Here is a 15,598-nt window from a genome sequence, read left to right as displayed (position 1 = left end):
CCGGATGTGCCAACGCCCCGGGGCTCCAGCCCCGGGGCGTCGAAGTAGAACGGTCAGTGCTTGCCGCTGCCGCTGCTGCTGCCGCCGCTGGAACCGGTCGCCAGCTTGGGCACTCGCAGCACCGAGTCGGGCACTCCGGCGCCGTCGGTGCCGTATCCGTCCTTGTGGTACTGACTCTTGCCGGGTTCGGCCGCCAAGGTGTTCAGATAGTTCCACGCGCCGTAGGCCGCCGCGCCACCGCCGGCCAGAATGGTGCCGGCCAGGCCGCCCGCACCGGCGAACACTCCGATGATGGGCAGTCCGGTCAGCAGGCAGCCGATCGTCAGGACCGCGCACGTCGCCAGTGCGACGACGGCCCCGAGGACAGCGCCGGCGGCGGCGCCCGCCAGCGGGCCGACCGCGGCCGCGAGTCCCAGTTTCGACAAGGCGTCATTGGCGGCCAGCTGGTTCTCCAGGGGCGAGGCCACCGGCTGTGCCAGCGGCGCGCTCCCACCCAGGTCGGCGGCCAGCCGCAGGGTGCGGCCGTCCTCCGAGATCTCCTGCTGGACAGCGTATTCCCGGTCCGCCAGCCGGAAGGCCAGTGGGATCCGGCCGACCGTCTGCCCGCCGTCGTCGAGGATCACGATGGAGCCACCGTCCGGCACGGGCGCGAACTGCCCGGCATCCAAAGAGGTTGCCACCCAGCCGTTCTGCATATCGGCGTGGAAGTTCACGACCGAATCCGCCGCTCCGGCATCGGCCGACGCCGGTGCGGCGGCGACCGCGGCGGCCGTCGACACGGCCACGGCTGTGGCCAGGACCAGAGTCTTCCTGTGCAACCTCACTGCGCACCCCCGTCGGCGGGCTCGGGCTGGTTGAAGCCGGGGAGCTGATCGGCGTACTTGCTGTGCCCCGGGGCCGCCTGCATGGTGGTGTAGTAGTTCCACAGACCCGCGGCCAAACCCGGTGCGCCGCCGAGCACGAGCCCGGCCAGCCCGCCGACGCCGCCGAGCAGGGTCACGATCGGGACGACAGCGAGTACGCATCCGATGCTCAGCACCACACAGGAGGCTCCGGAGACCGCCAGGCCCGCGCCGACGCCGATGACCGCGCCGATGACGGTGCCGATCAGCGATCCGGCCGACAGGCCGAAGCTCACCGAGTTGATCAGATCGTTCATGGCCAGCTGGTTCTCGAGCGGCGAGGCGACCGCGGTCGCGCTCGGCACCCCGGGCGGCACCTGTGGGGTCATCCGCAGCGACCGGCCGTCGGCCGAGATCCGGGCGTCGATCGGGAATTGCTGCCCGTCGACCGCAAAGGCCAGCGGCACAGTGTCTTTCACCGCGCCATGAGTATCGCGCAGCGCCACGACATGCGTGGTGTCGTCGATGGTGAAGCTTCCGTCCGTGATGGTGGCGACCATGCTGCCGCCGTCGGTTGTCGCCCGGTATCCGGCCGCGAGGGCCGCGGCGACGGCGTCCGGCTGCGCTGGAGCAGGAGCTGCCGAACTCGGGGCGGCAACCGCGGCGGCGGCCACGGCGACAGCGGCAACCGTTGTCGCCGCACAGATTCCATTTCTAATCTTCATCGAATTCCTCATCGAGAATTGGACAAGCGGAATATAGGTCGCGGAAGAATTCCACAGCCAGCGCGCGCTAGTGACGAAGACTAGATCACCGAACAGCCGAATACCGAGCTTTCGGATTATTCGCATCAAATTTTCCAACCGGCCTCGCAAGACTGCCGGAAACCATACAAAAATGGCCGTGACCCGCACAAACAAGGTCACGGCCAATGCTTTTCAGCAATATACGAAGCAATTCTTGGATACCGCATCAAATATATCCACGAGAGCTCTCGTGCAATGACACGGAATTTTCGGTCGCCACGACTGCCCGAGCATCGGGCAATGGTGCCGACGAGGCGGCACTCCCTTCGGAACTTCTTAGTATTCCACTAGTTGAGTGGAGCTTACTATGGCACTAATGTCATAGCCTGTCAATCGTCCCCAGATGCAAGGACTTCGATGACTTCACAGCCCTCCGCCGCCGGAAGCACGCCTCCCACCACGGCAACCCCGCCCCTGCACGCTGCCGAGGAGGAGCTGCGGTCGCAGGCCTTGCGCCGCCTGTTCATGACCGTGCCGCTGGCCAGCGCCGCCCCGCAGTTCTCCTACGGCATCGTGGGCTACTTTGCGGCACTGCAGATTCAGGGCTTCGACCCGGCGAACAAGGTCGAGAAGCTCGCCATGGTCCATGTCGCGATCGCCGCCGCGTCGATGGTGGCCCAGCCGCTCATCGGCCTCTTCTCCGATCGCACCCGAACCCGATGGGGAGCCCGGATGCCGTGGATGGCCATAGGCGCGCTGGTCGGCTGCGTAGGTCTGGTCGCCGCCGGTGCCTCCCGATCCGTGGCGATGCTGCTCGTCGCGGCGATCGTCGTGCATGTTGGATTCAATGCGTTCCAAGGGCCTTTGACGGCCATCCAGCCCGATCGCGTTCCCGTGGATCGCCGCGGCCGCTATTCCGCGCTCGCCGGCCTCGGCACTATTACCGCCGCCATTCTCGCGCCCGCGTTCGGTGCGAGTTTCGCGACTCGGATCCCGCTCGGTTATGTGGTGGCAGCGATCGCCCTGCTAGTGATCGCGATGGCCTTTCTCGTCCTCAATCCCGATCGTGACAATCGGGGTGTGAGCCGACCTGACCTCTCCATCGGCTCGTTTCTGCGATCGTTGTGGATCAATCCGGTTCAGCACCCCGACTTCGCGTGGGTGTTCCTCGGCCGCTTTCTCATCTGCGGCGGCTACTACATGGTGCTGACCTACCAGCTCTACATCCTCGAGGACTACATCGGGCTCAGCGTCCACGACGCTACGCATCTGGCCCCGGTGCTCAGCATTTCGAGCCTGCCCGGCTTCCTGCTCGCCATCAGCATCTCCGGACCGCTCTCCGACCGCATCGGCCGCCGCAAGCCGATCGTCCTCGTCGGCGGCCTGATCATCGCCGGGTCGGCCCTGATCCCGCTCATCTCTCCGACCCGGGGCGGCATAATCTGCTCGATCGTGGTGCTCACCATCGGATTCGGCACCTTCCTTGCCGTCGATCAGGCGCTGGTCACCCAGGTGCTGCCCCGGGAGGACAGTGCCGCAACCGATCTCGGCATCCTCAATATCGCCGCCACCCTCCCGAACACCATCGCTCCGATGACCGCAGCCGCAATCGTCACCGCCTTCGGGGGCTACGGGGCGCTCTATCCGTTCGTCGCGGCGATCGCGGCCCTGGGCGCTCTGGCGATCCTGCCAGTCAAGTCGCGCTGAGTCACCAGGCCGCACCGAGCTACGGAGTAAACAACATGCATGCGGCCAACCCCGCCGCGGCGGCACTCATGCTCGTAGTGTCAGTGCTCGGCTGGAGCCGGAATCGGCTGCTGCGCAATAACACCCACCCAGCGACCGCATACCTGATCGCTCTCACCTCCGCCGCAACCACGCTGACGGCCACCGCCTGCGCTGGTTCAGCCGTCACGCCGCCCTGACCGAACCAACGGTGATCCCAGCGCACGTAGCCGTCTCCGAACATGCCCGCCGACGGACGCGCACGACCTGTAATCGCAGGCCCGAGACAACAGCGGTTGCCAGCTCCAAATCGGTGAGCGGTGCACGGTCGGTCCGACCAGTCCGGGCTCGAAAGATCGCTGCCGGGTTATCGCAACCGGACCGGGAGGGCGGTGAGGCCTCGGACGATGAGGCTTTTGCGCCAACGGAGGTCCGTGTCGGGGGCGAGTTCGAGGTTGGGGTAGGTGGACAGGAGGCGGGTGAGGGCGATGGCGCTTTCGGTGCGGGCCAAGGGGGCGCCTACGCAGCGGTGGATGCCGTGGCCGAAGGCTATGTGGTTGGGGAAGCGGTCGGGGTCGAAGCGGTGGGGGTCGGGGAATTGGGTGGGGTCGCGGTCGGCGGCCGCCATGGAGATGAGGATGAGTTGGTCCTGGGGGATTTCGATGCCGCCGAGGGTGGTGGGGGCGGTGGTGTAGCGGAAGGTTGCTTCGGTGGCGGGGGCTTCGAAGCGGAGGACCTCCTCGATGAAGGCGGGGATGCGGTCCGGGTCGGCGAGAAGGGCCTGGTGAAGGTTCTTGTCGGCCAGGAAGATCGCGACGCCGTTGCCGATCAGGTTGACCGTGGTTTCGAAGCCGGCCACCAGGAGCAGGAAGACCATGCTGATCAGTTCGCGGTGGCTGAGGCGGTCGTCGTCCTGGCGGGCGGCGATGAGTTCGGAGAGCAGGTCCCGGCCGGGGGTCGCGTCCTTGGTGCGGATCAGCTGGTCGATGTAGCGGACGAAATCCATGACCGCGGTGGCGCGGGCCTCGTTGCTCTCCTCGCTGGACAACAGTGAGGTGGACCAGCGCTGGAAGGCGTCGCGGTCCGTGCTGGGGACACCGAGTAGTTCGCAGATCACCGACATGCCGAGCGGGACGGCGAAACGTTCCAGCAGATCCACGACTTCGCCACGGTCGGAAGCCAAGTCGGCGAGCAACTCGTCGGCGAGTTCGCTGATCCGCGGCGACAGCTCGGCCATGGCCCGTCCGCTGAAGGCCCGGTTGACCAGGCCGCGCAGGCGGGTGTGCTCCGGCGGGTCGTAGAAGACCATCATGTCCGCGAACATGCTGCCGCCGAGATGCCGGTCGCCACCCTCCGCCGCGACCGTGGCCTTGGCGCCGGGGGACTTGAGTACCTTGCTGATGGCGGGATCGGTGAACGCGGCCTTGGCGACCTCGTAATCGGTGATCAGCCATCCGAGTCCGGAATCCGGCAGGCGGACCCGATGCACCGCTCCCCGGGCCCGCAGCTGGTCGTACACCGTGTGCGGCTCATCGAAGAAGTTATCGGTCAATTCGGTGACCTCGGTCGCCAAATTGTCTGCCGGAGAGCCGATCTCGTACCCCATGTTTCGGAATGTATCAGTGCGGGTCCGGCGCGACCCGAACCGAACATCCCCGGCCCGTATATACAATCGCGTTGCATGCAGTACCCAGAGAGGATCCGCCGAGAGTGGTGAACGAGCCCGCGAAACAGTCGTTGGGGCAGCATCTTACGTTTCTGCGCAAGCGCGAAGAGGTCCACAGGCACGAGACCGGCGAGCTTCCCGCGGCGCGCAAGTTCAGCCGGGAAAAGGCTGCGGCCGAAGCGCATATCACCGCCAGCTACCTGACCAAGGTCGAGCGCGACGAGGTCGGACAGGTCGACGTCGGGATCCTGCGGGTGCTGGCGACGACCTATCAGGCCAGCGACGACGAGTGGCGCTATATCTGCGATCTGGCCGGCTACGCCTCGCCCTACCCGTCCATCACCGGAATCGGCCCGGCCCTGGAGATCCCGGATTTCGAGGTGTTCGAGACCGCGGTGACACCCATCATGGACACCGAAATGACCGAGGCGGCAGCCGATCTCGTGTCCTTCTACGCGCCGCAGCGCCGGCTGATCACGGCGAATCAGGCCTACTACGACACCTTCCCGACGCATCGGCCGGGGACGTACATGCTCGAGTGGTCGTTCACCGACGAGGCTCGGGAAATCATGATCAACTGGAATGACCAGGTGGGGATCGGAGTCGCCACCCATCGAGGATTCATGGGGCGCTACGGCCACACCTCGTGGGCGCAGGAATACCACGAACGGCTGGAGCGATTCCCCGACTTCCGGACCATGTGGGAAGCCGGGGCCGTGACGTACACGCTGCCACTGGATATGCAATCGCGCCTGCGGGTTCGAGGCGGGCTGTACTCGCTGACCATGGAGAACTGGCAGATGCAGCACCAGCTGCCGATCGTCCGTTCCCGGGGCCGGCTCCATCCCCTGGACGCCGGCGACTCCTGACAGCCCGCCGCCGGGCGGCTACTGGATCAGCTTGTGCTTCAACTGCAGGTAGGCGGCCCAGCCGGTGCGGTCCTTGCCCGCGGTGCAGTAGCGGGAACATCATTGACAACCCGGACTTGTCAATCCGTTCGGAACCGATGTTTCTCTCGGAGCCCTTGTGCCACTAGGTTTTCCGTGCACGCACCGGGTACCGCCCGGAGAAATCCTCGCGATTTCACGCCAGGGAGAGGTAGGACATGCTGATACGGGGCCGAGTTCTGGCGTCCGCCGTCGCGGCGGCGCTGCTGTTCACCGGCCTCACAGCCCAGGAAGCGGCGGCGGAGCCGGGCGGCTGGACCCTGCCTCAGCTCACGGTCGCCAATGGCACCATTACCGATGTCACCGGGCGCACAGTGCTGCTGCGCGGCGTGAATGTCAACCAGCTCAACGACTACGCGCAGAACGATCCGGCGCTGCCGGCCGTCGCGCCGCTCGACCGGACCGACTTCGCGCAGATGGCGGAGCTCGGCTTCAATGTGGTGCGGCTGAACCTGGCCTGGTCGGCGCTCGAACCCACCCCCGGCGCGCTCGACCCGGCCTATCTGGCCCGCATCCACACCGCCGTCGACGACGCCAAGGCCAACGGCCTCTACACCGTGCTGGACATGCACCAGGACGCCTGGGGCAAGGCCGTCGGCTCACCCAGGGGGCAGAGCTGCCCGCCCTTCATGAAGCCCGGCATCGGCTGGGACGGCGCGCCCGCGTGGGCGACCCTCACCGACGGCTGGACCACCTGCAACTTCGGTGGCGTCCGCGAGACCGCGCCCGCCGTGGCCCGCGCCTTCCAGAACTTCTACGACGACACCCAGGGCATTCAGGGCCACCTGGTCGACACCTGGGCGAAGCTGGCCGCCGAATTCAAGGACGAGCCCGCGATTGCCGGCTACGACCTGCTCAACGAGCCCAATCCCGGTCTGCGCGACCCGTTCTCGGCCGCCGACCAGCTCGGCAGGTACTACCAGCGGGTGATTGCCGCCATCCGACAGGCCGAGCGCGGCAGCCGGCCGCACCTGGCCATCTTCGAGCCCAGCGCGATCTGGTCGGCCATCGGCATCGACGCCACACCGCCGGCGCACTACATCGCCGATCCGCTGGCGGTGTTCTCGCCGCATCTGTACAGCGAGTCCATCAATATCGTGAACGCCTTCCCGACCATCGAGGTGGGCTTCAAGATCGCCCTCGACGCCGCCGCCAAGTACCGGGCGCCGGTGTGGAGCGGCGAGTGGGGCTGGTTCGGGGATCCGAATTCCGATGCGGCCAAGGTGGATCGGTTCGTGGACCAGCTCGATGCCAATCGCATGGGCGGGTCGTGGTGGTCGTGGAAGCAGGCCTGCGGTGACCCGCACACGGTGCGCGACGGCAATACGAACCAGCCGCAGGGCAATCTCAACCGCATCTCCTGCCCGTCGGGCGCGTCGCTCGGCGAGGCCGCCGGGTACGCCCGTCCGCTGGCCCGCGCCTACCCGCGCGCGGTCCCCGGCACCCTGAGTACGGTCGGCGCCACCGGTTTCACCGGTACCGGCACGGGCCGGGTGGAGGCCTGGTATCCCGGCGCCGCGCGCCCGAATGTGCAGTCCACCAATGTTTCCGACCTCACCCTCACCCAGGTGACGGGCGGCTGGCAGCTGACCGGGAACGCCGTCGGCTCCTATTCGATCAAGCAGTCCTGAGGATCAGGACCGAGGACGGACCCGGACGTCTCGCGCTGTGCCGGGATGGTCACGCCCATCACAACGGGGGCTGCTGACGCTGATCGCGGTGCCGCCGCGCCACCTCCCGTCACCAGCCGATTGACATACCTACCGGTTCCAAATACCGTCAGTATTTGAGTTCCTGGGGTATCCAACAAGGAGGTTGGGATGGGTGCGGCGCGGCAGCCTCGCATCGTGATCATCGGGGCCGGAGTGTCCGGCATCGCGAGTGCGATCACGTTGCAGCGCAATGGGTTCGATGACTTCGTAATCCTGGAGAAGGGGTCCGATGTCGGCGGGGTGTGGCATTGGAACCACTACCCCGGACTGACCTGTGACGTGCCCTCCCAGCTGTACCAGTTCGGGTTCGCGCCGAAACCGGACTGGTCGCACATCTTCGCGCCCGGCCCGGAGATCCAGCGGTATCTCGCCGATGTGGCCGAGCAGTACGGGCTGCGGCCGCATCTGCGGCTGAATTCCGAGGTGGTGGCGGCGACGTTCAGCGGATCCGGGTGGCTCGTCGAGACCGGCGACGGGAGCCGCTACGAGGCCGACTTCGTCATCGCGGCCACCGGCGTGCTGCATCATCCGGCGGTGCCGGATCTGCCCGGACTATCCGAGTTCACCGGCGAGGTGCTGCACACCGCGCGCTGGGACGACAGCGTGGCGACCGCCGAGCGGCGGATCGCGGTCATCGGCACGGGTTCGACCGGCGTGCAGGTGGTTTCGGCGCTGCAGCCGGAGGCCGAGCGCGTCACGCACTTCGTGCGCAGCCCGCAGTGGGTGATCTGGGCTCCGATGCAGATCCCGCAGCCCGCGATCGTCGGCGCGGTGCTGAACCGGCTGCCACAGGTGAATCGCGCGCTCTACCAGGCAGGTATGACGGGAGCCCGGCTGTTCACCGACGTGGTGACCCGGCCGAGCTGGCGACGGCGGGCGGTCCAGGAGTACGCCCGGCTGAGCCTGCGCGCGCAGATCCTCCAGCCGGAGCTGCGCGAACAGCTCACCCCCGACTACGAGCCGCTGTGCAAGCGGCAGGTGCTGTCCGGCACCTACTATCGCGCGCTGCGCGCCCGCAATGCCGAGCTGATCACCACGGCCATCGAGGAGGTGACCCCGACCGGCATCCGCACCGCCGACGGCCGCCACCACCAGCTCGATCTGATCGTCTTCGCCACCGGCTTCCGCGCCCACGACTACATGCGGCCGATGAATCTGACCGGCCGCGACGACATCTCGATCGACGACGCCTGGGCGAAGGGCCCGCGCGCCTACCGGATGACCGCGATCCCCGGCTTCCCCAATTTCTTCACGGTCCTGGGCCCCCACTCCCCCACCGGTTCCATTCCACTGCACCACGCCGCCGAGGTGACCGCCCGCTACATCACCCGGTGGATCCAGCGCTGGAGCACAGGCGAATTCGACACCGTCGAGGTCACCGAGGACGCCACCGACCGGTTCGAGACCGAGGTCTCCGCGGCCATGGGCCCCACGGTCTGGAACACCGGCTGCAACTCCTGGTACTTCACCGAGGGCGGCAGCATCGACCTGCTCCCCTTCGACCGCGCCACCATGGAGTCGATGCTGTCCGAGCCCGACCCAGCCGACTTCCGTCTGCAAACCAACTAATTACCAGGTCAATACTAAAATATAGAATCCTAGCAAATCTTCAGCTACGATCGGCTGGTTGTCTTTCCCGCGAGTTCGGCTACCAGGGCGGAGATACGCCATGATCGAACAGCACTCGTTTCGAAGACCTGCTCACCTTCTTGCTCTCGCGGTTGGGATCACGGCCTTGACCTGTGGGCCGGCCCCAACCGCACTCGCCGCCGGCTGGCACGACTGGGATGCCGTCGTCCAGTGCGAGGCAGGCGGGGATTGGGGGGCCGACACCGGCAACGGCTACTACGGTGGCCTGCAATTCAGCCAGGGCACCTGGAAGGCGTACGGCGGCAGGGGGAATCCCGCCGACGCCAGTCGCGAGGAGCAGATCCGCATCGCGGAACGGATCCTCGCGCACGAGGGTCCCGGGGCATGGCCCTACTGCGGGGCCTATCTCTGAGGCCACAACTCCTCCGAGGCCGCTACTCCTTCAAACTCACGACCTAGAACGACACGCGGGCAATTCGGTCACGGTTGCCTGTGAGTTGTCTTAGGCCTAGGTCGAACTCATGCCTCGCCCCCCGGGTGGTCGGCACAATTACCTGGCGGCTGTTGATCATCCGCAGGAAATTGCGGCAAACCACACATAGACGACGTCCCGGGCAGGCGTGCATCTGTTGCCCGCCATGGTTTTCCGGCTAGCTCCGAGCCTGGAGGGCACATGCGCAGAGTGAGATCCGTACGGGCGACGGATGCCGGCTTCTCGCGAGGCACATTTCTGTGTGGCGCACTGGGAATCGCCTTGGCCGGGTGGGGATTCACCGGCCTCTCCGATGCCGATCCCGTCTCGGTCGCCTCCGGACCCGGTGCGGCCAAACCGAATTGGAGCAGGCTGGAGCGGCTCATCCGTGGTCGCGTCGTCCGGGTCGGCGACACCGGCTACGAGATGGCCAAGCAGGTCTTCAACACCCGGTTCGACAGCGAAACGCCCACTGCCGTGGTGCAGGTCGCCTCGACCGCCGATGTCGTGTCCGCCATGAGTTTCGCGGCCGAATACCGCCTGCCCGTGGCCGCTCGGTCCGGCGGGCACTCCTATGCGGGTGTGTCGACGACGAACGGCGCGATGATCATCGACGTCCGGCAGCTCACCGGCGTGAGTGTCGATGCGGGACAGGCGGTGGTGGGACCGGGCCACACGTTGTACGAGGTCTACCGCGAGCTCGACCGGTCGGATCTGACCATCCCGACCGGTATGTGCCCGGATGTCGGCATCAGCGGACTCGCCCTCGGCGGCGGCCTCGGCTTCGAATCCCGTACCTACGGCCTCACCTGCGACCGGCTGGCCGGGGCGACGCTCGTGCTGCCCGACGGCACCGTCGCCGAGGTCTCCGAGACCTCCCGCCCCGACCTGCTCTGGGCGCTGCGCGGCGGCGGCCCACTGTTCGGCGTGGTCACCTCGCTGACCTTCGAAACCTGTCCCGCGACGTCGAAAGACCTGGTGCGCCTGACCTTTCCCGGCGACAGCGCCGCGCAGGTGATCGCCGGCTGGTCCACCTGGCTGCAGTCCGCGGACCGCTCCCAGTGGGCCGACGTGAGCGTCGACGCCGACGGCAACGGCAGCCTGGACTGCTGGATGCAGCTGGTCTGCCCGGCCGGGTCCGGCGAGCAGGCCGCGGCCGCGCTGACGGATGCGATCGGTCTGCAACCGTCGACCATCGACACGCAGACCCTCGATCACATGGACACCATCATGTATCTGGCGGGCGGCAGCCCCACCTCACCGCGGGCGAGTTTCACCAATGGTTCCGACGTCGTCGCCGAGCTCACCCCCGACGCCATCGCCCGCATCATCGAAGCCCTGACGATCTTCTCGCGCGCCGGCGGCACCGGCTGGGTGCAGATCAACACCCTCGACGGGGCGATCCGCGATACCGCACCCACCGCCACCGCCTTCCCCTGGCGCAACCACGCCGCCCTCGTCGAATGGGGCGCCTACCAACCGATCCCGCACGACACCGCCCAGGCCTGGGTCACCGCCGCCCACCAGCTCTTCGCACCGTTCTCGGTGGGGGCCTATGCCAACTACCTCGAACCCGGCGATCCCCTCAGCCGCTACTACGGACAGAACTACCCGCTCCTGGCCGCGCTGCGCCGAACCATCGACCCCGGCAACCGAATCCATACCGTGCTGACCGTCTGACTCGGCCCGAGCGGTGCCGGATCAGCTCAGCAGCGTGCGGGCGTACCAGTCCTTGGTGTCGGTGACGCCCGGCAGGACGAAGAAGTAGCCGCCGCCGAAGGGCTGGACGTAGTCGGTCAAAGGCTCTCCGGCCAAACGGGTCTGGATGGATTCGAACTGGCGCTGGATGTCCTGCTGGAAGCAGGTGAAGATGTGCCCGGTGGCGAGATTGCCGTTCGGGTCGACGCCGAGGTCGTAGTTGTAGGAGCGGCGCAGCAGCTGCTGGTCGGCGGTGTCGGGGGTGCGGGGATTGGCCAGGCGGATATGGGCGGTGGCGGGGGTGACGGTGGCGTCGGGATCGGCGGCGTAGTTGGGGACGTCGAATTCCTTGGTGCCGTCCAGGGGCGCGCCGGATTCGCGGCGGCGGCCGAACATGTTCTCCTGCTCCGCGATCGAGACGCGGTCCCAGAACTCCACCAGCATGCGGATGAGACGGACCACCTGATAGGTGCCACCCCGGGTCCACGCGGGCTCGTCGGGGCTGTCGGCCCAGATCAGAGCGGCGGCGTCGGAGCCGGTCGGATTGGCGGTGCCGTCCTTGAAGCCGAGCAGATTGCGGCCGGTGCCGGACGGCCGCGGCGGGGAGTTGTAACCCTGGATCTTCCAGCGCAATTGGATCCCGCCGCGGGTGTGGCGGGTGAGATCGCGGATGGCGTGATGGATGGTGTCGGGGTTGTGGGCGCACAGCTGCAGCAGCAGATCACCGTGCATCCAGGCCGCTTCCGGGGAGTCGTCGGGGAAGATCCGCATCGGCGTCAGGTGCGCGGGCTTCTGGGAAGCCAGCCCGTACCGCTGATCGAACAGGCTCGCACCGACACCGGTGGTGACGGTCAGGCCGTCGGCCGGGATGTCGGGTCCCAGGACGGCGCTGTCGGCGGGCGGGTGACTCGGGCCCAGATCCGGTGGCGGGCCACCCGCGGTGAGGGCACGGGCGCGCTCGGTGAGCGTCTTCATCAGGTCTGCGAGTTCGGCGCGGTTGGCGGCGGTCACGTCGAATGCGGCGAAGCAGGAGGCGTTCTGGCGATCGGCCGGAGCCGGGGTGAGAATGCCCGCCTGATGCGCGCCGTGGAACGGGTAGGCCGGTGTGGTCGTGGCCTGCCCGCCCGCGGCGGCGGCGTCCACGCGGGCGCCCTCGACGAGAACGCCTGCGGTCAGTGCGGTTCCGGCGGCGCCCGCGGCGGCGCCGGAGAGGAAGCGGCGGCGGCTGACAGTCATGGTGATGGCCTCGGTCCTTCGTAGAGAGTCAGTTCGCTTTGGTTTCCAGCAGCCGCGGCACGCGGTCCAGCGCTTCCAGGGCGGCGCCGATCGCGGCGAGCACCGCCTGCCGGGCGGCCTGCGGCGTCTGCGCGGGCGCGCGCCAGCGGCCGTTGTCCTGGGTGGCCAGCAGGGCGGCGCGCAGCCGGTCCAGCTCGGTCCCGAGGTCGGGGCGCAGCTGCGGGTCACGCTCGTCCAGCGGGACGGCGAGCTGATCCAGGACGGTGCGGGTAACCTCGACATCGGCCAGCGTCGCCGGATAGGCCGCGCCCGCACCCTGATCGTCCAGGCCCGAAAGATGGTCGCGCAGTGCGTCTTCCAGGATCTCGTGGGCGCGCACCGGCAGGGTGGCCGGATCACCGGCGATATCGGTGCTGGTCAGCTTGTCCCCGATCGCGGCGATATCCGCGGTGAGCTTGTCGACCACGGGCAGCAGCTGATCCGGGCCCTGGCCGTGCCAGAGGCCGTATTCGAGGCGGTGCAGGCCGGTGAATCCCGGATCGTTGACGCCGTCCGGCAGGCCGCCGGGCAGCCCGTCGACCGCGGTCCCCGCCTCGCCGAAGCTGTTGTACGACGCGCCGACCCGCTCCCACTCCTGCAGTGCGAGCAGCCAATCGGCCTGCGCGGCGGGGATATTGCGCGTCCGCAGATCCCGGCCGACCGTGCCGACGGCAGCGGTCAGGCGGGTCAGCACGCCCCGCACGTACGCCTGGTAGGCCTCGTTCGGCCCGTGCAGTTCGCTGGCGCGCGCGGGTTTGAAGGCCGGCGGCGCGTCCGTCTGCGGACCGGTGGCCTGTACACGCGGCGAGGACAGCGACGGGCGGCCCGACATCAGGCAGACGATGGTGTAGCTGCCCGGATTCAGGGTCGCGGTCAACTCGGCGGTGGTGCCGGGACCGATGTTCTCGATCTCACCGGCCACCGCGCCGTCCGCGTCGACCAGATCGATCTCGCCGGACTTGCCGGACGTGTTGTGCACCGCGATGGTCTGGGTGCCGGTGTGCGCCGAGGTCCATTCCGGCGCACACGCATCCGCGGTCACGGTGACCGTGCGCGCGGTGTTCGAGCCGCCCGACGGCAGCAGGGCGATGGCGGTGCCGGCGGCCAGCACCGGGACCAGCACCAGGGTCGCGCCGACCAGCACCGGACGCGGACCGGCGATCCGCTCCCACCAATCCGCGTGCGCGGGTTCGGTTTCCGGCTTCTTGCCGGTGGGCTCGATTTCCGGCTTCGCCACCGGCCCGGCCTCGGTCGAAGGGGTGCGGCCCGCGTGGACGAACAGCGGAATCACGGTGGCCAGGTAGGCGATCCACGCCACCACCTGCAGCACCGTCATCTTCGGCGACAGGTTGGTGATGCCGGTGATGATCGAGACCCACCACGAGTTCGGGTCGACGTGCGCGGTCAGGTCGAACGCGATCCAGCGCGCGCCCGGCAGCCAGCCCGCCTCCTGCAGGTCACCGAGGCCGTAGGCGAGCACGCCCGCGGCGATGATGATGAGCAGCACGGCGGTCCGGTTGAAGAAGACACCGAGGTTCAGCCGTACCGCGCGCCGGAACAGCAACCAGCACAGCGCGATCGCGATACCCAGTCCGAGGGCCGCGCCGACCAGCGGAGCGGCTGTCGATCCGGCCGCCTTGATGGCCGTCCACACGAACAGCGTGGTTTCCAGGCCCTCGCGCCCGACGGCCAGGAACGCCGTCACCGCGAGCACGCCCGCGCCCAGTCCCGCGGCCCGCGCGACCTCGCCGCGCAGCTGTCCCGACAGCGAGGCCCCGGTGCGCCGCATCCAGAAGATCATCGCGGTGACCAGGGCCACGGCCAGCACGCTCAGCACGCCCGCGACGGCGGCCCGGGCCGAACTGGTCAGTGCGGCAGTCGAATACGTCAGCACGGCGGCGAAACTCCCGGCCACCGAGATCGCGCCGAGCACGCCCAGCCAGACCGGCGTGGTCGAGACCGGGCGTTCAGGTGTCGACAGCCGGCGCACGGCGGCCAGCAGGATGGTCACCACGAGCCCCGCCTCCAGGCCCTCCCGCAGGCAGATCAGCAGATTCGGCACAGCTTCGGCAACACTCACGGCTGCCAAGGTAAGCCATACCTATATGCCCGTCCAGCCCACCCCCGTCCAGCCCCGCTGACTTGTCGTCGCTGGTAGCGCTGGTGGCCGGGTATCGAGCACTCGCGCTAACGACGCGAGCGGCGGCTGGACAGGGACCAGGTCCGGAAGACGAGCAGCCGCATCGACGCGTACATGAACAAACCCTCGCCGAGGCCGCCCAGGATGCGGGCGATTCGGTAGTCGATGCCGAGGGCGGCCACCCCGCTGGTCACGCCGAGGATGAACACCAGGTAGTTCACCGCGACCACCACGACATAGATGGCGACCTGCGGACCGACCGCGGCGTGCGACTCGAAGTTGAGGGTCCGATTCAGCAGATAGCTCGCGCCGAATGCCGTGCAATAGGCCACGGTCACCGCGATCGGCAGCGCCAGGCCCGCGACCCCGTGCAGGGCGGTCAGCACCACCAGATCCAGCGTGAAGGTGAACCCGCTCACCAGCAGATAGCCGACGAAGGTCGGGGCCACGAACCGGCCCAGCCCGAACGGCAGCCGCGCCACCACCTCGTCGCACACCAGGTGGAACCAGCGCACCGCGCGCACCGGCCGCTCCTGTGTCTCCGTCCGCACGCGACCACCGTGGCACCTCTACATGACCCAGGGGTGATCATCCGACCAACTTCATGGGACCGATTTTTCCGCGACGGCACCCCCACCATCCGCGCTTATAGCGAAAAGCGCTGGCCAGGACACGTTTCGGGCGCTGCGGACCGGCGGGCGTGCCGGTAGCGTCTGCGGCGCCGCGATGGCTGGGGACAGACGACGGATCGGAGATTTCTGATGGGGCGTGGATTCGCCAGGACG

Annotated in this window: 13 protein-coding genes and 1 pseudogene; 7 read left to right on the top strand and 7 right to left on the bottom strand. The window is 68.0% G+C overall.

Translation table 11 applies throughout. The features are described 5' to 3' along the window. Window positions 1-53: 53 nt before the first annotated feature. Both ACFXIV_RS18315 and ACFXIV_RS18310 read right to left on the bottom strand, forming a co-directional pair. On the bottom strand, window positions 54-824 hold the full coding sequence (locus ACFXIV_RS18315) for a hypothetical protein (protein WP_379403078.1): 771 nt from the start codon (window positions 822-824) through the stop codon (window positions 54-56). After that, window positions 821-1,567: a hypothetical protein gene (locus ACFXIV_RS18310; protein ID WP_379403077.1), complete on the bottom strand. Its 747-nt coding sequence runs from the start codon at window positions 1,565-1,567 to the stop codon at window positions 821-823. The genes ACFXIV_RS18315 and ACFXIV_RS18310 overlap by 4 nt, the downstream gene beginning before the upstream one ends. A gap of 438 nt (window positions 1,568-2,005) precedes the next feature. Here ACFXIV_RS18310 and ACFXIV_RS18305 point away from each other — a divergent pair, with 438 nt between their 5' ends. Next, on the top strand, window positions 2,006-3,295 hold the full coding sequence (locus ACFXIV_RS18305) for an MFS transporter (RefSeq protein ID WP_379403076.1): 1,290 nt from the start codon (window positions 2,006-2,008) through the stop codon (window positions 3,293-3,295). Window positions 3,296-3,330: 35 nt separating this feature from the next. Beyond that, window positions 3,331-3,513 carry a hypothetical protein gene (locus ACFXIV_RS18300; RefSeq protein WP_379403075.1) on the top strand — a complete coding sequence of 61 codons (183 nt, stop codon included), beginning with the start codon at window positions 3,331-3,333 and terminating at the stop codon, window positions 3,511-3,513. A gap of 167 nt (window positions 3,514-3,680) precedes the next feature. Here ACFXIV_RS18300 and ACFXIV_RS18295 read toward each other — a convergent pair whose 3' ends face one another. After that, window positions 3,681-4,919, bottom strand: a complete 1,239-nt coding sequence (locus tag ACFXIV_RS18295) for a cytochrome P450 (protein WP_379403074.1) — start codon at window positions 4,917-4,919, stop codon at window positions 3,681-3,683. 107 nt (window positions 4,920-5,026) lie between these two features. On the opposite strand from ACFXIV_RS18295, the gene ACFXIV_RS18290 reads away from it, so the two are divergent. After that, complete coding sequence (locus tag ACFXIV_RS18290) at window positions 5,027-5,848, top strand: helix-turn-helix domain-containing protein (RefSeq protein WP_379403073.1); 822 nt, start codon at window positions 5,027-5,029, stop codon at window positions 5,846-5,848. A gap of 18 nt (window positions 5,849-5,866) precedes the next feature. Here the strand turns inward: ACFXIV_RS18290 and ACFXIV_RS18285 are convergent. Then, a pseudogene (locus tag ACFXIV_RS18285) lies at window positions 5,867-5,935 on the bottom strand (tyrosine-protein phosphatase); the annotation flags it as partial. Between the two features lie 149 nt (window positions 5,936-6,084). Between ACFXIV_RS18285 and ACFXIV_RS18280 the strand changes: the two are divergent. The 4 genes from ACFXIV_RS18280 (at window position 6,085) to ACFXIV_RS18265 (ending at window position 11,380) form a co-directional block, all read left to right on the top strand. Next, entirely contained in the window at window positions 6,085-7,557 is a 1,473-nt protein-coding gene (locus tag ACFXIV_RS18280) for a glycoside hydrolase family 5 protein (protein ID WP_379403072.1), read from the top strand. A 189-nt stretch (window positions 7,558-7,746) separates the two neighbouring features. Further along, window positions 7,747-9,207 carry a flavin-containing monooxygenase gene (locus ACFXIV_RS18275; RefSeq protein WP_379403071.1) on the top strand — a complete coding sequence of 487 codons (1,461 nt, stop codon included), beginning with the start codon at window positions 7,747-7,749 and terminating at the stop codon, window positions 9,205-9,207. A gap of 100 nt (window positions 9,208-9,307) precedes the next feature. Next, a complete protein-coding gene (locus tag ACFXIV_RS18270; protein WP_379403070.1) occupies window positions 9,308-9,640 on the top strand; it encodes a transglycosylase family protein in 333 nt (110 codons plus the stop codon). A 342-nt stretch (window positions 9,641-9,982) separates the two neighbouring features. Beyond that, window positions 9,983-11,380, top strand: coding sequence for an FAD-binding oxidoreductase (locus tag ACFXIV_RS18265; RefSeq protein ID WP_379403069.1), 1,398 nt, complete (start codon window positions 9,983-9,985; stop codon window positions 11,378-11,380). 21 nt (window positions 11,381-11,401) lie between these two features. Here ACFXIV_RS18265 and efeB read toward each other — a convergent pair whose 3' ends face one another. The 3 genes from efeB to ACFXIV_RS18250 all read right to left on the bottom strand — a co-directional run bounded on the left by efeB (window position 11,402) and on the right by ACFXIV_RS18250 (window position 15,364). Then, window positions 11,402-12,634: an iron uptake transporter deferrochelatase/peroxidase subunit gene (efeB, locus tag ACFXIV_RS18260; RefSeq protein ID WP_379403068.1), complete on the bottom strand. Its 1,233-nt coding sequence runs from the start codon at window positions 12,632-12,634 to the stop codon at window positions 11,402-11,404. 28 nt (window positions 12,635-12,662) lie between these two features. Next, window positions 12,663-14,753, bottom strand: coding sequence for an iron uptake transporter permease EfeU (gene efeU / locus ACFXIV_RS18255; RefSeq protein ID WP_379403067.1), 2,091 nt, complete (start codon window positions 14,751-14,753; stop codon window positions 12,663-12,665). 107 nt (window positions 14,754-14,860) lie between these two features. Further along, the gene (locus ACFXIV_RS18250; protein ID WP_379403066.1) at window positions 14,861-15,364 is read right to left on the bottom strand and encodes a GtrA family protein; all 504 of its coding nucleotides are present in this window, start codon (window positions 15,362-15,364) and stop codon (window positions 14,861-14,863) included. Between the last annotated feature and the right edge of the window lie 234 nt (window positions 15,365-15,598).

Source organism: Nocardia sp. NPDC059236 (assembly GCF_042754085.1).
Taxonomy (GTDB): domain Bacteria; phylum Actinomycetota; class Actinomycetes; order Mycobacteriales; family Mycobacteriaceae; genus Nocardia.
This window is presented reverse-complemented; position numbering and strand designations above follow the sequence as displayed.